This window comes from Streptomyces sp. YS415 (assembly GCF_023544665.1).
Classification (GTDB): Bacteria; Actinomycetota; Actinomycetes; order Streptomycetales; family Streptomycetaceae; genus Streptomyces.
This window is the reverse complement of sequence record NZ_JAMJFL010000062.1, coordinates 1-18364: the sequence shown is the minus strand read 5'-3', so window position 1 is coordinate 18364 and position 18364 is coordinate 1. Positions and strand designations below refer to the sequence as shown.

The window sequence follows — 18364 nt, the reverse complement described above, 5'->3', positions numbered from 1 at the left end:
GGTCTCATCCACAGCCTCCGCAAGATCGACCTCACCGTCACCCCCGGCGAAACGATCGCCCTCATGGGCCGCAACGGCGCCGGAAAGTCCACCCTGCTCAACGCACTCGTAGGCCTGGTGCACCCCACCTCCGGCGAGGTCCGCGTCGGCGGCGTCACCCCCCACCGCACCGCACCCCCCGACCTGATCCGCCACGTGGGCCTCGTACCCCAGGAACCCCTCGACCTCCTCTACGCCGACACCGTCGCCGCCGAATGCGCCGCGGCCGACGCCGACGCGGCCGCCACCCCCGGCACCTGCCGCGCCCTGGTGACCGAGCTGCTCCCCGGCGTGAGCGACGAGACCCACCCCCGGGACCTCTCCGAGGGCCAGCGCCTGGCGCTCGCCCTCGCCGTCGTCCTGACCGCCCGCCCGCCCCTGCTCCTGCTCGACGAGCCGACCCGGGGCCTGGACTACGCGGCGAAGGCCCGCCTGGTCGCCGTCCTGCGCGGGCTCGCGGCCGAGGGCCACGCGATCATCCTGGCCACGCACGACGTGGAGCTGGCCGCCGAGCTGGCCCACCGGGTGCTGCTGCTGGCGGAGGGAGAGGTGATCGCCGACGGTCCGACGGCGGAGGTGGTGGTGTCGTCGCCCTCCTTCGCCCCGCAGGTCACCAAGATCCTGGCCCCGCAGCAGTGGCTCACGGTCGCCCAGGTCGAGCAGGCCCTCGCATGACCCCGAAGACCACCCCACCGCACACCCCCCAGGCCCGCCCCATCCGCCTGGGCCCCCGCTCGATCGCCGCCCTCACCCTGGTCAGCGCGGTCGGCCTGGCCGCCATCGGCTGGCCCCTCTTCGCGCCGCCCGGCTCCCAGACGAGCGCCCACGCCGAGGACGCCCCGTGGCTGTTCGCGGGACTGCTGATCCTCCTGGTCGCGGTCGTCGCGGCGACGATCTCCGAGTCCGGCCTGGGCCCGAAGGCGGTGGCGATGCTGGGCGTCCTCGCCGCGACCGGGGCAGCCCTGCGCCCGATCGGCGCGGGGACGGCCGGCCTGGAGCCGATGTTCTTCCTGATGCTGCTCAGCGGGCGGGTCCTCGGTCCCGGCTTCGGTTTCGTCCTCGGCTCGCTGAGCATGTTCGCGTCCGCGCTGCTCACCGGCGGGGTGGGGCCGTGGATGCCGTTCCAGATGCTGGCGATGGGCTGGTTCACGATGGGGGCGGGCCTGCTCCCGGGCCCTGACCGGATCCGCGGCCGTGCGGAACTCGTGCTGATCGCCGCGTACGGCTTCCTCGCCGCCTTCGCCTACGGCGCGATGACGAACCTCGCGGGCTGGCCCTTCCTGAAGGAACAGGCCTCGAACATCGCCTTCGACCCGGACGCGGGCATCACCGCCAACCTGGCCCGGTTCGTCGTGTACTGCCTGGCCACCTCCCTCGGCTGGGACCTGGGCCGGGCCCTGGTGACGGTCGTGCTGACCCTGACCCTCGGCCCGGCGATCCTCAAGGCGCTGCGCCGGGCCACCCGCAGGGCGGCTTTCGAGGCGCCGGTCACATTCGACGGACCCGGGGCGTAAGCCTCCGGACGCACACGGTCAGCGCCGCGGTGAACCACCCCACATGACCCACATCACCTACGACCCGGCCTAGTGGACAATTCGGACGCCATGCCCACACCAAAAGGGCCTCTGACCAGCCCATTGAGAGCCACGTCACAAGAGAACCATGTACCCCACATACGGCCACAACTAGCAAATACGGGCATTGCGGACCCCCCGCCCGGCCTGTTTCTCTGGATGACGTCGCACGGCGCCGACAAGCCCACGGGCCTCGGCGCCGACGCATGTACCCGCCCCGCACAGCGTGGTCACGGCATGCAGCGGCCACACCGTCCCCGACGAAAGGTCACCGCCTTGTCCGCCGCTTCCTTCCTCCGCACCGTCGCCACCCCGAAGAAGGCCCTCGCCGGTACCGCCCTGGCCGCAGCCGCCGCCGGTGCGATCTTCACCGCGGCGCCCGCGCAGGCCGCCGTGTCCGAGGCCTCCTCGGCGCAGGCGACCGCCAAGAAGATGATCGGCAACTCGGCCCAGTACCAGTGCTTCTCCAACATCGTCGAGCACGAGAGCGGCTGGGACGCGAACGCCACCAACGCCTCGTCCGGCGCGTACGGCCTCGTCCAGGCCCTGCCCGGCTCGAAGATGGCCTCTGCCGGCTCCGACTGGAAGACCAACCCCGCCACCCAGATCGAGTGGGGCGTCGACTACATGAAGGACCGCTACGGCAGCGCCTGCGGCGCCTGGAACTTCTGGCAGGCCAACGGCTGGTACTAAGCCGAGCCGCCCCCCGACGCAGAGAAACCGCACCCGTGCCCGCACGGGTGCGGTTTTTCCGTTGCGTCCATGCCCTCGCGTCCTAGAACATCCGTCCGGTGAACCTGGACGTGCGCCCGTACCACCTCACCTGGGCCGAGGTCGACCCCGCCACGCACCCCTTCGACCCTGCCGATGCCCTCGCGGACATCAGGGCGCTGGCGCCCGCCGCTCAGGTGCCCGTGCGGCCCGAGTGGAAGCGGCTCGCCGATCCGGACGCGGCCTACGCGCAGTTCCGGGAACTCTGCGACTGGGCCCACACCGTGGGCTGGGAGTGGGCCGACGTCATGACCGGGGCGCTGGTCGAGCGGTACGGGATCTGGGCCACCGGATGGCGCTGGTCGCACGACGAGGGGGACCTCGGGGGCGGCCCCGTCGGCGCCTGGTGCTGCACCCGGCACTCGATGACCACCCCGGACGAAACCCTGGAGCGCGTCGCCGCAGGACTGTGCGAGTGGCGGGACTGGCTGGAGTTCCTGGGCCGGTTCTTCGACCGGTACCCCCTCTCCGGACTCCCCGCGGACGACCGCCGCGACGTCTGGGACCGGGCAACCCACCAGCTGATCCTGCACGTCCTGGACCGCACCGGCGCCGGGGACGCCTGGTACGCGCACTGCCGACAGGTCCTGACCTGGTTCCTCACCTGCCACGACGTCGACCCGACCACTGCCCGTACCCTCGTCGAGGAAGCGATCGGCGGCCGGTTCGGGAGCTGGACCGCCCCGGCCGGCACCGTCGTCACCGACGTGGCAGAGCAGCTCGCCGCCTCCCTTGAGCCGGACACCGAGCCCCCGGCCGACCCCGCCGGCTACACGTACACCTCCGCCCGCCTCCACACCTACCTCGACGAATGACCCCCACCCCCGACCACCTCCGCACCTGGCTCGACCTCCGCGCCCACATCCCCTGGCACCGGGCCCGCCCGATCCCGCTCCCCGCCCCCGTCCCCCTCCGCGACGGCGCCGCGCACGACATCCGCACCCACGACCACGCCCGCGACCCCCGACGCGCCGCACGCCTCCTCGCCGCCCTCGCCCGCACCCGCGCCGACGCCGCCGCCGGGGCCCCGCTCACCTTCGCTCTGCTCAGCACCTGGCAGCGCGAAGTCCTCGCCGTCCCCGACGCCCCCTTCCGCCACCACCCCGCCTACGCCAAGTCCGGCCGCGAGCGCTACGGCATCACCCCCGACCTGCCCGCCCGCTTCGACGCCTGTCTGCACCAAGCCGACACCGACTCCGACACCCTCCCCCTCACCGCCCGAGCCGCCCGCGCCTACCTCGACGTCTGCTTCTTCCACCCCTTCGCCGACGGCAACGCCCGCTCCGCCTTCCTCACCCTCACCTTCGTCCTGGCCCGCGCCGGCGTCACCCTCGACCAGGTCGGCCCCGTACGCCGCATCCAGCGCCGCGCCGACGACCCCGAGGGCGCGCTCGCCCTCGCCGACCTGCTCGCCCTCCTGGTCACCCGCACTCGAACCACACCGTCTTCCCACCCCCCTCCCGCCGATCGACCCCCCACTTCTCCGCCACCGCACTGAGCAGCACCAGCCCCCGCCCACCCTCCGAGTCCAACGACAACCGCCGCTCCACACACGGGACTTCGGCGCACCCGTCCGCCACCTCCACCCGCACCCCGGCCTCCCGCCGCAGCAACAGCAGCCGGCACCTCCGGTCCGGGACATGGCGTACGACATTGGCGACCAGCTCGGTCACGCCCAGCGCGACGGCGTCGTACAGCTCCGGCAACTCCCAGTCGGCCAGCAGCGAGCGGACGATCCGGCGAATGTGCCGCGCCGAGTGCTCACCGACCGTGAGGTGCATGGCGTACCCAGGGGGAATGTGTTCGTTCACGGTACGAGCCTGACCTCGCACAACTACTCTGGGCTACAGGCCGAACACAACATGCTCTGGAGTGGGGGCACTTCGTGACGCACGTCAACGTTCTGGATCCGGGGGCCTCGCCCCTCGACTACTACGGCTTCGAGCTCCGCCGGTACCGCGAGGCCGCCGGTCTCACCCAGCGCCAGTTGGGCGAGATCCTCAACTACACCGGGTCGCTTGTCGGTCAGATCGAGACAGCACGCAAACTCCCCACGCTGGAGTTCAGCCAACGCGCCGACGCGGCCCTCAACACGGGCGGGTTACTGTCCCGCCTCGTCGCGCTGGTGATGCGGAGTCAACTTCCAGCGTGGTTTCAGCAGGTCGCCGAGCTCGAAGTACGGGCCATGGAGATCGGCACCTTCCAGACGCACATGGTGCACGGTCTCCTCCAGACCGAGGAGTACGTCCGCGCGGTTCTCGGCGTGCTCGACGAGACCAACCTCGACGACCGCACCGCCGTCCGACTGGCCCGGCAGTGCATCTTCGACAAGGAGGAGCCGCCGGTCTTCTGGATGATCCTCAGCGAGGCGGCACTGCACCAGGAAGTCGGCGGACCGCAGGTCATGCGGAACCAACTCGCCCACCTGCTGTCCTTCGAGAGCAATCCCCGGATCAATGTCCAGGTGCTGCCGTTCGCGGCGGGCGCGCACGCGGGGCTGCAAGGCTCGTTCACCGTCTTCCGATTCACCGGCGATCCGACCATCGTCTACACCGAGGGCTACGGCAGTGGGCATCCGACCGCCAACCCGGACACCGTCAAGGACTGCTCGCTCCGTTACGATCATCTGCAAGCCGCCGCTCTCTCCCTCAAGGACTCGGCGGAGCTGATCCGACGCGTGATGGAGGACCGCTATGGAGAGCAACTGGCGTAAGTCGACGTACAGCGGCGACCAGGGCGGCGAGTGCGTCGAGGTCGCCGAAGGAACCACCGCCGTCGCCATCCGCGACTCCAAGACCCCGGCGGGACCGATCCTCACCATCGACCCCGCCACCTTCACCACCTTCGTGAACTGGACGTCGACTACAGCCGCTGAATGATCGTGCCGGTGGCCAAGCCACCCCCGGCGCACATCGTCACCAGCGCGAACTCCTTGTCCGTGCGCTCCAGTTCATGAAGAGCCGAGGTGATCAGCCGCGCCCCCGTGGCACCCACCGGATGCCCGAGCGCGATCCCACCGCCGTTCACGTTGACCTTCTCCAGGTCCTGCTCGAAGACCTGGGCCCAGCTCAGCACCACCGACGCGAAGGCCTCGTTGATCTCGACGAGGTCGATGTCCCGCAAGGACATCCCCGCCTTGCCCAGCACCGCCTTCGTCGCATCGATGGGACCGTCGAGGTGGAAGTGCGGGTCGGCCCCGACCAGCGCCTGTGCCACGATCCGGGCGCGCGGCCGCAGCTTCAGCGCCCGCGCCATCCGCTTGGACGCCCACATGATCGCCGCCGCGCCGTCGCTGATCTGGGAGGAGTTGCCCGCCGTGTGCACCGCGGTGGGCATGACCGGCTTCAGGCGGGCCAGCGCCTCCATGGACGTGTCGCGCAGCCCCTCGTCGCGGTCCACGAGCCGCCACATGCCCTGCCCCGCCTGCTGTTCGTCCTCGGTCGTCGGCACCTGCACCGCGAACGTCTCCCGCTTGAACCGCTCCTCCCCCCACGCCACGGCGGCCCGCTCCTGCGAGAGCAGGCCCAGCGAGTCGACGTCCGCGCGCGTCAGCCCCCGATGCCGCGCGATCCGTTCCGCCGCCTCGAACTGGTTGGGGAGGTCCACGTTCCACTCGTCCGGGAACGGCTTGCCGGGACCGTGCTTGGACCCCGACCCCAGCGGCACCCGGGACATCGCCTCGACGCCGCAGGAGATGCCGACGTCGATGACCCCGGCCGCGATCATGTTCGCGGTCATGTGCGAGGCCTGCTGGGAGGACCCGCACTGGCAGTCGACGGTGGTCGCGGCGGTCTCGTAGGGCAGGCCCATGGTGAGCCAGGCCGTGCGCGCGGGGTTCATGGACTGCTCGCCGGCGTGGGTGACCGTACCGCCGACGATCTGCTCGACGCAGTCGGCGGGGATGCCGGTGCGGCCGAGGAGTTCGCGGTAGGTCTCGCCCAGCAGGTAGGCGGGGTGCAGATTGGCGAGCGCGCCACCGCGCTTGCCGATGGGGGTGCGGACGGCTTCGACGATCACGGGTTCGGCGGCCATGGGGGGTGGTCCTCTCATCCGGAACCAGCACAACCAGATCCACGACTAGTACGTGTTCTAGTTCTGTGTGCAGTCTGCTGACGCGACGCCCGACACCGCAAGGGTCTTGCAGTCTTCGGGGCCCGCCGTTACGTTGCGCGACAACTGATGGTCCGTCAGACAGCTGCCCCGAGTTGGCCAATGGCTGGAGCCGCCATGCCCTGTCCAGCGCTTCCCGACGGGTTCGACTTCACCGACCCCGACCTCCTCCGACACCGCGTCCCGTTCCCGGAGTACGCCGAGCTGCGCCGGGCCGAGCCGGTGCGCTGGATCCCGCAGCCGGGCAATCTCGCCGGCTTCCAGGACGAGGGGTACTGGGCCGTCACCCGGCACGCGGACGTCAAGTACGTCTCCACGCACCCGGAGCTCTTCTCCTCCTGGGTCAACACCGCGATCATCCGGTTCAACGAGCACATCGAGCGCGACGCGATCGACGCCCAGCGGCTGATCCTGCTGAACATGGACCCGCCCGAGCACACCCGGGTCCGGGGGATCGTGCAGCGGGTGTTCACCCCGCGCGCGATACGGGCGCTGGAGCAGCGCCTGCGCGACCGGGCGCACCGAATCGTCGAGGAGGCCCGTGCCCACCCCGGCCCGTTCGACTTCGTCACCCAGGTCGCCTGCGAACTGCCCCTCCAGGCCATCGCCGAGCTGATCGGCATCCCGCAGGACGACCGGGCCAAGATCTTCGACTGGTCCAACAAGATGATCTCGTACGACGATCCGGAGTACGCGATCACCGAGGCGGTCGGCCAGGAGTCGGCCACCGAGCTGATCGCCTACGCGATGAACATGGCCGCCGACCGCAAGCAGTGCCCGGCGAAGGACATCGTGACCACGCTGGTGACGGCGGCGGACGAGGGCAGCCTGGGCTCGGACGAGTTCGGCTTCTTCGTGCTGATGCTGGCCGTGGCGGGCAACGAGACCACCCGCAACGCCATCACCCACGGCATGCACGCCTTCCTTACCCACCCCGAGCAGTGGGAGCTGTACTGCAGGGAGCGCCCGCAGACGGCGGCCGAGGAGATCGTCCGCTGGGCCACCCCGGTCAACTCCTTCCAGCGCACCGCCACGCAGGACACGGAACTGGGCGGCAAGCCGATCAGGAAGGGCGACCGGCTGGGCCTCTTCTACGCCGCCGCCAACCACGACCCCGACGTCTTCGAGAACCCGGACACCTTCGACGTCACCCGCGACCCGAACCCGCACCTCGGCTTCGGCGGCGGAGGCCCGCACTACTGCCTCGGCAAGTCCCTGGCGGTCCTGGAGATCGACCTCATCTTCAACGCCGTCGCCGACGCGATGCCCGGCCTGCGCCTGGCGGGCGACCCGGACCGGCTGCGCTCGGCCTGGATCAACGGCGTGAAGCACCTCCGGGTCAGCCTGGACTGACAGACCCGGGGGAGGCAGGAGCACCCATCCCCCGCCTCGCCCCTGCCTCCCCCGCGCCCCGCACGGTACAAACTCCGCCACGCCGCACCCGATGAACGAAACCGCCCCTCACGGCGTCTTCGATCGTGATGCACCCGCCGGCAGAGCTCGCCACCCGCCCCGGCACCCGCACGGCCCCCCTCCGGAATCACCCCCTCCGAATCCCCCTGCTCGCCACCCTCCCGCTGCTGCCCCTCTACGCCCTGTGGTGGTCCTTCCTCGCCACCGGCGGCGGCGACCTCGCGGCCCAGCTGGCCTGGGCCGACTTCGCCTCCCGGCACGGCGGCTCGGCCTACAACCTGTTCTGGTACGGCGGTATGCACACCGCCAACTACAGCCTGATCTCCCCGTACTTGATGGCGGCCCTCGGCGTGCGCACGGTCACCGTCGTCTCCGGGCTCGCCGCGTCCTGGCTGGCGGCCGTCCTCATCACCCGCGCCGGCGTCCGGCGCCCCCTCGGCCCGGCGCTGCTCGCCTCGCTCGCCCTGTGGTGCAACGTGGCCTCGGGCCGCACGACCTTCGCCCTCGGCGTCGCGTTCGGCCTCGCCGCCTGCCTCCTGCTCACCCGTGAGCGCCGGATCACCCTGGCGGTGGCGTACGCGGCCCTGGCGACCATGGCGAGCCCGGTGGCGGGCCTGTTCCTGGTGGTCGTGGGCGCGGCCCTGCTGCTGGTACGGGACTGGGGGCGGGCGCTCGCCCTGCTGGTGCCGCCCGCCGCGGTCGTCGGCATGACGACCCTGCTGTTCCCGTTCAGCGGCGAGCAGTTGATGCCCGCGGCCCGGGTCTGGCCGCCGGTCGTCCTCGGTCTCGCGGTCACCGCGCTGGCGCCGCGCACCTGGCGGGTCGCCCGGTGGAGCGGCGCGGTCTACGCCGCCGGGACGGTCCTGACGTATCTGATCCCCTCCCCCGTCGGCACGAACGTCGAGCGGTTCGCGGAGCTGTTCGCGCCCGCCGTGCTGTCGGCCGCCCTCCTCAGCGCGCCGGGACTGGCCAGGGTGCGGCGGAACCTGCTGGTGGCGGCGCTGGTCTTCTCGGTCGCCTGGGTCGGCAAGAAGACCGCCGACGACCTGGTGGTCTCCACGACGGTGCCCGCCTGGGCGCAGGAGACGGACGGGGTCGTGCGGGCCCTGGAGGTGCTCGGCGCCGACCGCACCCGGGTCGAGGTCGTCCCGGCCCGCAACCACCGCGAGGCCGTCGGACTCGCCCCGCACATCACCATGGCCCGCGGCTGGAACCGCCAGCTCGACATGGAACGGGCCCGGCTGTTCTACGACGGCACCTTCGACGCCACCACCTACCGGGCCTGGCTGGACCGGTGGGCGGTCGGACTGGTGGTCCTGCCGCTCGGCAAGCCGGACGGGTACGCCGAGGCCGAGGCGCGGCTCATCCGCGAACAGCGGCCCGACTGGCTGGAGCCGGTGTGGCGGGACGCGCACTGGCGGATCTACCGGGTGCGGGACGCCGTACCCCTGGTGTCGGCGCCCGCGACCGTCGTGCGGTCCTCCGGCGCCGACCTCGTCGTCCATCTGCCGCGCGCGGGTTCGGTGACCGTGCGGGTGGCGTACTCACGGTGGCTGCGCGCGGAGGGCGGATGCCTCGCGCGGCAAGGCGAGTTCACCCGCCTGACGGTGAACTCGCCCGGCACGTACCGGATCAGCTCGGAGTACGGTCCTTCAGCGGCTCGCTGCTGACCGCCCGCGCCGTCACCGGCCGGGCGCGCGGGCCCTGGAGCAGGTACGTCAGACCGAAGCCGGCGCCGACCACCGCCGCGCCGCCCGCGGCGTCCAGCACCCAGTGGTTGCCGGTGACCACGATCGCGGTGAGCGTGAGGAAGGGATGCAGCAGCCCGAGGGCCTTCATCCACGCCTTCGGCGCGACGATCGCGATGACCAGCCCGCACCACAGCGACCAGCCGAAGTGCAGCGACGGCATGGCCGCGTACTGGTTGGTCAGCGCGGTGAGCGTGCCGTAGTCCGGCTTGGAGAAGTCCTGCACGCCGTGCACGGTGTCGATGATCCCGAGGCCCGGCATCAGCCGCGGCGGGGCCAGCGGGTAGAGCCAGAAGCCGACCAGGGCGAGCAGGGTGGCGAAGCCGAGCGCGGAGCGGGCCCAGCGGTAGTCGACCGGGCGGCGCCAGTACAGCAGGCCGAGGACGGTCAGCGGGACCACGAAGTGGAACGACGTGTAGTAGAAGTCGAAGAAGTTCCGCACCACGTCGACCTTGACCACGGCGTGGTTGAGGGCGTGCTCGATGTCCAGGTGCAGGAAGCGTTCGAGGTCGAGGATCTGCTGCCCGTGCTCCTCGGCCCGCTCCCGGCCCGCGGAGTTGCTGCCGCCGGTCGCGGCGAGGCGGACCTTGGAGTAGGCGGCGTAGGTGACCCGGATCAGCAGCAGTTCCAGCAGCAGGTTCGGGCGGGCCAGCACCCGGCGCAGGAACGGCACCAGCGGGACGTGCTTGAAGCGGGTGGGGACGGGATCGGCGTAGGGCGTGGGGATTGGTGCCTGGTAGTAGGGCGAGGTGCGGGAGAGGAACGGGACGAAGGTGGCGGCGGCGAGGGCGGCCAGCAGGACGACGTTCTCACGCAGGGGGTACAGGGCCGCCATGTTCGGCAGCATCATCTTCCCCGGGAGGGTCATCACCAGCACGACGGCGACCGGCCACACGTACCGGTCGGAGGCCTTCTTGCCGACCCGGCCGACGAGCGCGAGGAGCACCCACAGCAGCTGGTGCTGCCAGGCGGTGGGTGAGGCGGCGATGGCCGCGCAGCCGGTGATGGCGACGGCGAGCAGCAGCTGTCCGTCCCGGGCGTAGCGCACGGCCCGTCGGATCCCGAGGGCGGCGACGGTCGCGGCGAGCACCAGGAACAGCGCGATCTCCAGCGGCCCGTCCAGGCCGAGCCGCAGCAGGGCGCCGTGCAGCGACTGGTTGTCCAGGTCGTCGGCGCGTCCGCCGAGCCCGGCGCCGGCCATGTGGTGCACCCAGTAGGTGTACGAGTCGTGCGGCATCGCGGCCCAGGCGACGAGGGTCGCCGCGGCGAAGGTCGCGCCGGTGGCGGCGGCGGCCCGTCTGCGTCCGGTGAACCACAGCAGGGGCGCGAAGAGCAGCAGCGTCGGCTGCAGCGCGCAGGCCACGCCGATCAGCACACCGCAGGCCCGCTGCCCCCGCACGGCGAAGCAGCCCGCCAGCACCAGCAGCACCGGGATGATGCTGGTCTGGCCGAGCCAGAAACTGTTGCGCACCGGCAGCGACAGCATCAGCAGGCTGACCGCGAGGGGCGCGGCGAGCAGGGAGGTCCGGCGGCTGACGGGCCCTGGCAGGGCCCGCGCCGCCAGCAGACCGAGGGCGACCACCAGCAGCAGGGTGCCGAAGGTCCAGCCCCAGCCGAGCGCCTGTTCGGCCGACTTGGTCAGCGGCTTCAGAACAAGTCCCCCGAAAGGGGTGCCGGTGAAGCGCGTCGAGTCGTACAGGGACCCGTTCACGTGCAGGACGCCGTCCGGCCCGACCCAGGTCTCCAGGTCCGTCAGCCGCTCCCCACGGGGTGTGCTGAGGACGACGGCCACCTGTCGTACGGCGAGGACGGCGGCGACCAGCCACAGGCCGATGCGGGCCGCGCGCAGGCGTGCCCGGGCCGCGCCGACGGCCGTCGCTCCGAACCCATCCGCCGGTGGCCCGCTGTGCTCCGCATTCGCCACGCCTCGTCGGCCTCCGCCCCGTCAGTCCCACGCTTCGTGTGCCTTACGAGATGTCGTTACGAACCCTATGGGGCCCGCACCACCCACGTAAGAGACGCAGGCAACCCCCGCTTCACCTGACGTCCGCTCTCCTTTTGTCCGGATGACGATAGTCCCGATCCGGACATGTCGCCTACGAGCGGCACGAGACGGCTATATCCTTAGCGGCGCTACTTAGCCGCTCTAACTAGCCATATGAAAGGCACAGGTACATGAGCGATTCGCAGCTCTGGGACGCCGTGGACGACTACTTCACCGCCCACCTCTCGCCGGACGACGAAGCGCTGCGGGCCGCCGTACGCGACAGCGAGGCCGCGGAACTCCCGTCCGTCGCCGTGACCGCCCCCCAGGGCAAGTTCCTCCACCTGCTGGCCCTCACGCAGGGCGCGCGGACCATCCTGGAGATCGGCACCCTCGGCGGCTACAGCACCATCTGGCTGGCCCGCGCGCTGCCCGCGGACGGGCGTCTGGTCTCCCTGGAGTACAGCCCCAAGCACGCCGAGGTGGCCTGCCGCAACATCGCCCGGGCGGGCCTGGAGAAGGTGGTCGACGTCCGCGTCGGCGCGGCCCTGGACTCCCTTCCCCAGCTGGCGGACGAGAACCCGGCCCCCTTCGACCTGGTCTTCATCGACGCCGACAAGGCGAACAACGCCCACTACGTGGAGTGGGCGCTGCGGCTCACCAGGGCGGGCAGCCTGATCATCGTGGACAACGTGGTGCGCGGCGGCCGGGTCGCGGAGGCGGACAGCTCCGCGGCGGACGTCCAAGGCACGCGGGCGGCCGTCGAACTGATCGGCGGCCACCCGCGGCTGAGCGGTACGGCGATCCAGACGGTGGGCGGCAAGGGCTACGACGGTTTCCTGCTGGCGCGGGTACTGGCGTAGGCGCTTTCCGGCCGCGGGCTACGCCTCGTGGTAGAAGCCGACGTTGACGCTGCGCGGCGCGGTGCGGTCCCGCACGACGATCTCGCCGCTGCCGCCCCGGGGCAACGGCAGGGTGCCGCCGTAGGCCAGCGCCTGGGCGTAGGCGCCGATGGCGATCCGCACGTCGGAGGACGGGTCGGGCTGGGAGCCGCGCAGCCAGGTCACCTGCCAGGTCCCGTCCGGCCCGCACAGGAACTCCAGGTGCACCCGGGAGACGAACAGCCAGTCGTCGGGCGTGGACAGCCGGCACACCGACTTGTCGCGGCCCACGCGGAGCACGGCGCCCGGCTCGCTGGGCGCGTCGGCCATGAGCATGCCGGCCGTGGCACCCTCCTCCGCCGCGGTGACGGCGGCCATGGTGAGTTCGAGCACGTGCGTCCTCCTGAAGTGTCCTTACACAGCGGCCGCATGATAAATCGCCCGGCCCTGCCCTGTCCGGCACAATGGACTCATGACCGAGCGAAAGCCACCGGGTGTCCCGTTCGAGTCCTGGGTGGACAAGCAGATCCGCGACGCCGAGAGGCGCGGCGACTTCGCCCATCTCCCGGGCGCGGGGCGTCCGTTGCCGCCGGGCACGGACACCACGTACGACGAACTGTGGTGGGTCAGGCAGAAGATGGCCCGCGAGGGGCTGTCGGTGCTGCCACCGACGCTCGCACTGCGCAAGGAGGCCGAGGACGCGCTGGAGGCGGCGCTGAAGGCGCCCACCGAGCAGTCGGTCCGGAAGATCGTCACGGACATCAACACGAAGATCCGCGAGATGATGTTCAAACCGCCGCCGGGCCCCCCGCTCGGGAAGAAGCCGTACGACGTCGAGGACGTGGTACGACGGTGGCGGGAGGCCCGGTTCGCGGATCCGTCGGACGCGTGAGACGCGTCAGACGCGCAGCAGCCGGTCGGCCAGTTCGCGGTAGTCGCGCAGGGCGAGGCGGAGCTGCTCGGTGTCGGAGGAACGCTCGTCGCCCTGCCAGGAGCCGCGCAGGGTGCGCCGCCGCTGGGTGAGCGCGTCGGTGAGCCGGCTGGTGAGCTCCTCCAGCGCCTGGTCGGCTTCCTCGACGGAGGCCCGGGGCTCGTCGACGAATCCGGTCATGGCGTGCTGGAGCCGGGTCTCGAGCTTGTCGTACTCCTCACGGGGCAGCAGCGGGCTCGACTGCCCCGCCTGCCCGGTCTGACGGCCGGTCACGGCGCCTCCGACCGGAGTCTCGGCGCGGGTGGCGCGCGTGGGGTCGGCCGTGTGGCCGCCCACCGCGGTCTCCCCGCCCGGCGTCAGGCCGGTGCCCGTGCCGCCCGGACCGGCGCCTATGCCCGCACCCGCGCCGCTGCCCGCACCGGTGCCTATGCCCGCCCCCGTGCCGGTACCCGTGCCCGTGCCTGTGCCTGTGCCGCGTGTCGCATCCGTCATGTCACTCAGCTCCCCTTCGCGTGACGCCTGGTGATCGCCCACGGCGCATGCTGCTGGCCGTCGGCGGGCTTGGCGGACTCCTGCGGAGCCGGCCGGTGACGCTTGGTCTCGGACTGGCCCACCAGCTCCTCGAAGAGCAGCCGGGCCTCGATCATGGCCTCGCGCATCTCCTCGGTGCCGGCCGTGCCGCTCTGCCCGACGGCGGCCATCCCCGCGCCTCCGCCCGCTCCGGCGTGCGCGGCGCGGTGGACGCGCCGGTAGCCGTCGACGTGACGTGCGTGGTGGACGGAGAGCGCGGCGAGCTGCTCCTCGTACCGGCCGCCGTCCGGGAAGCCCTTGGCCCCCGCCAGCTCGGCGAGCAGCTGGTCGGCCTCGGCGACCGCCTGCTGCGGCGAGTCGACGAAGTGCTCCTGGGCGGCCGCCCAGCGTGCCTCGTACTGCTGCCGCTGCGCGGGCTCCAGCGGGCGCTCGTGCAGCGAACCGTGCCGCTGCACCCGCTCGGACAGCTCGCGCTCGGCGGCCTTGGTGTCACCGTCGTGCCGGGCCACGGCCCGGTCGTACTCGGGGCCGAAACGCCCCTTGAGGCTCCGACCCCCGTGCCCGCCTCGTCGAGCGCGCAGGAACAGGACGGCCGCGACGATGAGAACGGCCGCCACGATCACGATCAGAGCGATGATCAGACCTGTGGACATGTATGCCTTCCGGGGTTCTCGACCCAACCGGTCCTCCCTGCGAACCGGTACGCGCTCCGGGTTGCCCCGACTCACCTCCTCAAACGGCGGCGCCCGACAATGGCGGCCATGACCTGGACCGTCACCCCCGAAGCCCCTGACTCCCCCGCCGCCACAGCGCTCTGGCGGGCCTACTACACAGAGGTCAGCGACCGCTACTACCTGCTGCACGAGGGCCGCCGCACCGACCCGGCCGAGCTGGAGCGGGAGATCGCGGCGCCGAGCTGGGACGAACTGACGCCGCCGAAGGGGCGGTTGCTGGTGGCGCGGTACGCCGGGGAGGCGGCCGGGACGGCGGGTGTACGGCTCCTTCCCGGCGGCGGCGCCGAGCTGAAGCGGGTGTTCGTCACGGAGTCCCTGCGCGGCAAGGGCGGCGCCCCGCTGCTCGTCCGGGCCGCCGAGGAGGCCGCCCGCGCGATGGGCGCGTCCCGCATGATCCTCGACACCCGCAGCGACCTCACCGAGGCCCGGGCCCTGTACGCGCGCCTCGGCTACACCGAGACCGAGCCGCACAACGACGACCCCTACGCCGACCACTGGTTCACGAAGACGCTCGGCTGACCCCGCGATCCGGCCCGTTGCGGGGCTGCTCGCGGGACGAGCCGCACAGCTCGGCGTTGAGCTCCTTCACCAGCTGCGCCAGATCGGTCGGCCGGTCCGGGCCCCACCAGTCGCCGAGGAGTTCGGCCAGGGAGTCCTCCCGGGCCTGCGCGAGCCGGTCGGCGACCTCGCGCCCCTCGTCGGTCAGGACCAGGTCCAGCCCCTCACGCCTGGCCAGGCGGCGCACCTCGACCTGGCGTGCGGCGGCGAGGACCACCGCCAGCGGGACGGTACTGCGCTCGGCGAGCTGACCCGGCTCCACCCACCCGTACCGCTTGATGCGCAGCAGCAGCCAGCTCGCCCCCGGCAGCAGGTCGTAGCCCGCCCGTGCGGTGATGTCCCGGTAGACCTCGCGCCGCCCCTCCCGGGTGCCCAGCACCGACAGCGCGCGGCACACCTCGTCGTACGACGACCGCTGCACCGGGTTGCTGGCCAGCGTCTCGGTGACATCGGGGGCGGTGACGGAGCCGCGCAGCTTGTCCTCCTTGAGGAACCAGGCCAGGACGAACCCGAGCAGGGCGACGGGGGCGGCGTACAGGAAGACGTCGGTGATGGAGGTGGCGTACGCCTCCACCGCGGCGGGCTGGAGCGCGGAGGGGAGTTCGGCGATGCCGCGCGGGTCGGCCTCCAGCGCGTCCACCGAGACGCCGGGGGGCAGTTCGGCGCTCCGGAAGGCGTCGGCGAGCTTGTCGTCGAGGCGGCTCGCGAAGACGGTGCCGAAGATGGCGACGCCGAAGGAGGCACCGATGGACCGGAAGAAGGTCGCGCCGGAGGTGGCGACGCCGAGATCCTCGTAGGCCACGGCGTTCTGCACGATCAGCACCAGCACCTGCATGACCAGGCCGAGGCCGAGCCCGAAGACGAAGAAGGAGGTGCTCATCACGGCCGTGGAACTGTCCACGTGGAGCTGGTGCAGGAGCAGCAGCCCGAGGGCGGTCACACCGGTGCCGGCGATCGGGAACACCTTCCAGCGCCCGGTGCGGCTGACGATCTGCCCGGAGGCGGTGGACGCCAGCAGCAGCCCCAGCACCATGGGCAGCATATGCACCCCGGACATGGTCGGGGTGACGCCCTGCACGACCTGGAGGAACGTCGGCAGGTAGGTCATCGCGCCGAACATGGCGAACCCGACGATGAAGCTGATGACCGCGGCGAGGGTGAAGGTGCGGATCCGGAACAGCTTGAGCGGCAGCACCGGTTCGGCGGCCCGGCGCTCGGCGGCCACGAAGGCGACGGCGAGGACCACCCCGAGCACGGCGAGCGAGACGATCTGCGGGGAGCCCCAGCCCCAGGTGGTGCCGCCGAGCGAGGCGACGAGCACCAGGCAGGTGGCGACGGAGGCGATGAGGAAGGTGCCGAGGTAGTCGATGACGTGGCGCTCGGTGCGGCGCGGGATGTGCAGCGCGACAGCGATGACGGCCAGGGCGACAACCCCGACGGGAAGGTTGATGTAGAACACCCAGCGCCAGCTCAGATGCTGGGTGAACAGCCCGCCCAGGAGCGGTCCGAGCACACTGGTGGCGCCGAACACGGCCCCGAACAGCCCCTGGTAGCGCCCGCGTTCGCGAGGAGAGACCAGGTCCCCGACGATCGCCATGGACAGCACCATCAGCCCGCCGCCGCCCACCCCCTGCAGCGCCCGGAAGGCGATGAGCTGCGGCATGTCCTGCGCCATGCCGCACAGCGCGGACCCGACGAGGAAGATCACGATGGCGGTCTGGAAGAGCCGTTTGCGCCCGTACTGGTCGCCGAGCTTGCCCCACAGCGGGGTCGCGGCGGTCGACGCCAGCAGATAGGCGGTGACCACCCACGAGAGGTGGTCCATTCCGCCCAGATCGCTGACGATGGTCGGCAGCGCGGTGGAGACGATCGTCTGGTCGAGCGCGGCGAGCAGCATCCCGAGCAGCAGCGCGCCGATCGGGACGAGGACATTGCCCGGCACGTTCTCCTGGACCGCGGTTCCGTGCCGCGTGTGCGTATCCCCGGCCATACGGACCTCCCCAGGCCTCCCGAGGCTCGATGCACCTTCCATCGTGCTGGCTGCGGCCGCTTATGGCCTGTCGAATCCGGCGGCGCTTCCGATTACGGGGGGCGCGTCGACGACGCCGTGAAGAAAATCTGCATAATCTCTGGAGTTCGCGAGGGGAGTCGCGAGGGGGAAGGGACGAACAGGTGACAGACCACGAGGACCACGGATGCCCGGAGTGCGGGGCGGCCAGGGGGGCCGACCGCACGCCGTCCTGCGCCTGCACGGAGCGGGCGTCCGAGGCCCTGCGCGACGCGCGCGAGGCACAGGTGGCGGCGGCGGAGGACTTCGACCCGCTGCGCATCCGGCCGTACGTCGAACTGGACGGCACGACGGAGGCGGACCCGGCGGCGACGATGCCGCTGCGCACACCCATGGCGCCACCGCCGATCGAACCGAACCTGATGGACATCGGCCTGTTCGAGGCCCCGCCCGCGACCCCGGCGCCCGCGCCGCGGGAACGCCCGAGGGGCCGCCGCAGGACCGTGGTGCTGCTGGGAGCGGCGGCCGCGATGGTCGGGGTGGTCGCGGCGGCGGGCATGGCGAGCGGCCTGTTCAGCTACGAGTCCCCCACCCGGGACACGACCCTCCCGGAGGCGGTACGGGCGAGCGTCCCCGACGCGACGGCGAGCGAGGAGCCCGAGCCGACCGCCAAGTCCCCAGCCCCGTCCCCCTCGTCCACGTCCGCGAGCCCGTCGGCGACGCAGAGCGCATCCCCCTCGCCCTCCGCGACGAGCGCGTCCGCGACTCCGTCCACGTCCCCGTCCGCATCGCCCACGCCCACCCCGGCCAAGGCCTCGGAGGCGGCACCCGAGGAAACCGCCCCCGACCCCGACCCGCCGGTCCTGCGCCGGGGCGACAAGGGCCCGGAGGTGACGGAGCTCCAGCTCCGCCTGCAACAGCTCTGGCTCTACAACGGCGACATCAACGGCAACTTCACCCACCACGTGGAGAACGCCCTGAGGAACTACCAGTGGAGCCGGGGGGTGGGGACGGAGAGCCTGGGCGTCTACACCGCGGAGACAAGGGCGAGCCTGGAGTCGGAAACGGCGGAGCCGTAGGGG

The 18364-nt window shown here is 71.8% G+C and carries 20 protein-coding genes; 13 read left to right on the top strand and 7 right to left on the bottom strand.

Annotated features, from left to right (window positions below; genetic code table 11):
- From M8H82_RS35870 to M8H82_RS35850, 5 genes are all read left to right on the top strand, one after another.
- Window positions 1-714, top strand: a 714-nt coding sequence (locus M8H82_RS35870) for an energy-coupling factor ABC transporter ATP-binding protein (RefSeq protein ID WP_250079866.1), incomplete at its 5' end; no start/stop codon positions are given.
- Window positions 711-1553: an ECF transporter S component gene (locus M8H82_RS35865; RefSeq protein WP_250079864.1), complete on the top strand. Its 843-nt coding sequence runs from the start codon at window positions 711-713 to the stop codon at window positions 1551-1553. The genes M8H82_RS35870 and M8H82_RS35865, both read left to right, overlap by 4 nt.
- Before the next feature lie 336 nt (window positions 1554-1889).
- The gene (locus M8H82_RS35860) at window positions 1890-2306 is read left to right on the top strand and encodes a transglycosylase SLT domain-containing protein (RefSeq protein WP_250079862.1); all 417 of its coding nucleotides are present in this window, start codon (window positions 1890-1892) and stop codon (window positions 2304-2306) included.
- Window positions 2307-2404: 98 nt separating this feature from the next.
- Window positions 2405-3199: a hypothetical protein gene (locus tag M8H82_RS35855; protein ID WP_250079860.1), complete on the top strand. Its 795-nt coding sequence runs from the start codon at window positions 2405-2407 to the stop codon at window positions 3197-3199.
- Window positions 3196-3882, top strand: coding sequence for a Fic family protein (locus M8H82_RS35850; protein WP_250079857.1), 687 nt, complete (start codon window positions 3196-3198; stop codon window positions 3880-3882). The genes M8H82_RS35855 and M8H82_RS35850 overlap by 4 nt, the downstream gene beginning before the upstream one ends.
- Here the strand turns inward: M8H82_RS35850 and M8H82_RS35845 are convergent.
- Window positions 3806-4195 (bottom strand): ATP-binding protein, encoded by a 390-nt coding sequence (locus tag M8H82_RS35845; protein WP_374211740.1) that lies wholly within the window; start codon window positions 4193-4195, stop codon window positions 3806-3808. The genes M8H82_RS35850 and M8H82_RS35845 overlap by 77 nt on opposite strands.
- 74 nt (window positions 4196-4269) lie before the next feature.
- Between M8H82_RS35845 and M8H82_RS35840 the strand changes: the two genes are divergently transcribed.
- Window positions 4270-5097, top strand: coding sequence for a helix-turn-helix transcriptional regulator (locus M8H82_RS35840; RefSeq protein WP_250079855.1), 828 nt, complete (start codon window positions 4270-4272; stop codon window positions 5095-5097).
- Window positions 5078-5263 carry a DUF397 domain-containing protein gene (locus tag M8H82_RS35835; RefSeq protein ID WP_250079852.1) on the top strand — a complete coding sequence of 62 codons (186 nt, stop codon included), beginning with the start codon at window positions 5078-5080 and terminating at the stop codon, window positions 5261-5263. Before M8H82_RS35840 ends, M8H82_RS35835 begins: the two co-directional genes overlap by 20 nt.
- On the opposite strand, the gene M8H82_RS35830 is transcribed toward M8H82_RS35835, so the two are convergent.
- Window positions 5247-6416, bottom strand: coding sequence for a steroid 3-ketoacyl-CoA thiolase (locus tag M8H82_RS35830; RefSeq protein WP_250079850.1), 1170 nt, complete (start codon window positions 6414-6416; stop codon window positions 5247-5249). The genes M8H82_RS35835 and M8H82_RS35830 overlap by 17 nt on opposite strands.
- 195 nt (window positions 6417-6611) lie before the next feature.
- Here M8H82_RS35830 and M8H82_RS35825 point away from each other — a divergent pair, with 195 nt between their 5' ends.
- Together M8H82_RS35825 and M8H82_RS35820 are read left to right on the top strand one after the other, a co-directional pair.
- On the top strand, window positions 6612-7847 hold the full coding sequence (locus tag M8H82_RS35825) for a cytochrome P450 (protein WP_250079848.1): 1236 nt from the start codon (window positions 6612-6614) through the stop codon (window positions 7845-7847).
- A 128-nt stretch (window positions 7848-7975) separates the two neighbouring features.
- A complete protein-coding gene (locus tag M8H82_RS35820) occupies window positions 7976-9577 on the top strand; it encodes a hypothetical protein (RefSeq protein WP_250079846.1) in 1602 nt (533 codons plus the stop codon).
- Here M8H82_RS35820 and M8H82_RS35815 read toward each other — a convergent pair.
- A complete protein-coding gene (locus tag M8H82_RS35815; RefSeq protein ID WP_250079843.1) occupies window positions 9540-11579 on the bottom strand; it encodes a bifunctional glycosyltransferase 87/phosphatase PAP2 family protein in 2040 nt (679 codons plus the stop codon). The genes M8H82_RS35820 and M8H82_RS35815 overlap by 38 nt on opposite strands.
- A 251-nt stretch (window positions 11580-11830) precedes the next feature.
- On the opposite strand from M8H82_RS35815, the gene M8H82_RS35810 reads away from it, so the two are divergent.
- The gene (locus M8H82_RS35810; protein ID WP_250079841.1) at window positions 11831-12502 is read left to right on the top strand and encodes an O-methyltransferase; all 672 of its coding nucleotides are present in this window, start codon (window positions 11831-11833) and stop codon (window positions 12500-12502) included.
- Window positions 12503-12520: 18 nt separating this feature from the next.
- On the opposite strand, the gene M8H82_RS35805 is transcribed toward M8H82_RS35810, so the two are convergent.
- Complete coding sequence (locus tag M8H82_RS35805) at window positions 12521-12913, bottom strand: hypothetical protein (RefSeq protein ID WP_250079838.1); 393 nt, start codon at window positions 12911-12913, stop codon at window positions 12521-12523.
- Between the two features lie 79 nt (window positions 12914-12992).
- On the opposite strand from M8H82_RS35805, the gene M8H82_RS35800 reads away from it, so the two are divergent.
- Complete coding sequence (locus M8H82_RS35800; RefSeq protein WP_250079837.1) at window positions 12993-13412, top strand: DUF1992 domain-containing protein; 420 nt, start codon at window positions 12993-12995, stop codon at window positions 13410-13412.
- Window positions 13413-13418: 6 nt separating this feature from the next.
- On the opposite strand, the gene M8H82_RS35795 is transcribed toward M8H82_RS35800, so the two are convergent.
- The gene (locus tag M8H82_RS35795; RefSeq protein WP_250079834.1) at window positions 13419-13943 is read right to left on the bottom strand and encodes a hypothetical protein; all 525 of its coding nucleotides are present in this window, start codon (window positions 13941-13943) and stop codon (window positions 13419-13421) included.
- A gap of 5 nt (window positions 13944-13948) precedes the next feature.
- A complete protein-coding gene (locus tag M8H82_RS35790; RefSeq protein ID WP_250079831.1) occupies window positions 13949-14635 on the bottom strand; it encodes a hypothetical protein in 687 nt (228 codons plus the stop codon).
- A gap of 108 nt (window positions 14636-14743) precedes the next feature.
- Between M8H82_RS35790 and M8H82_RS35785 the strand changes: the two genes are divergently transcribed.
- On the top strand, window positions 14744-15235 hold the full coding sequence (locus tag M8H82_RS35785) for a GNAT family N-acetyltransferase (RefSeq protein WP_250079829.1): 492 nt from the start codon (window positions 14744-14746) through the stop codon (window positions 15233-15235).
- Here the strand turns inward: M8H82_RS35785 and M8H82_RS35780 are convergent.
- Window positions 15216-17264: a DHA2 family efflux MFS transporter permease subunit gene (locus M8H82_RS35780; protein ID WP_250079827.1), complete on the bottom strand. Its 2049-nt coding sequence runs from the start codon at window positions 17262-17264 to the stop codon at window positions 15216-15218. The genes M8H82_RS35785 and M8H82_RS35780 overlap by 20 nt on opposite strands.
- 182 nt (window positions 17265-17446) lie before the next feature.
- Between M8H82_RS35780 and M8H82_RS35775 the strand changes: the two genes are divergently transcribed.
- Entirely contained in the window at window positions 17447-18361 is a 915-nt protein-coding gene (locus tag M8H82_RS35775) for a peptidoglycan-binding protein (RefSeq protein ID WP_250079824.1), read from the top strand.
- Window positions 18362-18364 lie beyond the last annotated feature (3 nt).

Coding starts and splice junctions, on each gene's coding strand:
- M8H82_RS35820 (WP_250079846.1), top strand. CDS start 7,976: ATGCACCCGCCGGCAGAGCTCGCCACCCGCCCCGGCACCCGCACGGCC.
- M8H82_RS35780 (WP_250079827.1), bottom strand. CDS start 17,264: ATGGCCGGGGATACGCACACGCGGCACGGAACCGCGGTCCAGGAGAAC.
- M8H82_RS35835 (WP_250079852.1), top strand. CDS start 5,078: ATGGAGAGCAACTGGCGTAAGTCGACGTACAGCGGCGACCAGGGCGGC.
- M8H82_RS35795 (WP_250079834.1), bottom strand. CDS start 13,943: ATGACGGATGCGACACGCGGCACAGGCACAGGCACGGGCACGGGTACC.
- M8H82_RS35800 (WP_250079837.1), top strand. CDS start 12,993: ATGACCGAGCGAAAGCCACCGGGTGTCCCGTTCGAGTCCTGGGTGGAC.
- M8H82_RS35825 (WP_250079848.1), top strand. CDS start 6,612: ATGCCCTGTCCAGCGCTTCCCGACGGGTTCGACTTCACCGACCCCGAC.
- M8H82_RS35865 (WP_250079864.1), top strand. CDS start 711: ATGACCCCGAAGACCACCCCACCGCACACCCCCCAGGCCCGCCCCATC.
- M8H82_RS35790 (WP_250079831.1), bottom strand. CDS start 14,635: ATGTCCACAGGTCTGATCATCGCTCTGATCGTGATCGTGGCGGCCGTT.
- M8H82_RS35830 (WP_250079850.1), bottom strand. CDS start 6,416: ATGGCCGCCGAACCCGTGATCGTCGAAGCCGTCCGCACCCCCATCGGC.
- M8H82_RS35810 (WP_250079841.1), top strand. CDS start 11,831: ATGAGCGATTCGCAGCTCTGGGACGCCGTGGACGACTACTTCACCGCC.
- M8H82_RS35785 (WP_250079829.1), top strand. CDS start 14,744: ATGACCTGGACCGTCACCCCCGAAGCCCCTGACTCCCCCGCCGCCACA.
- M8H82_RS35850 (WP_250079857.1), top strand. CDS start 3,196: ATGACCCCCACCCCCGACCACCTCCGCACCTGGCTCGACCTCCGCGCC.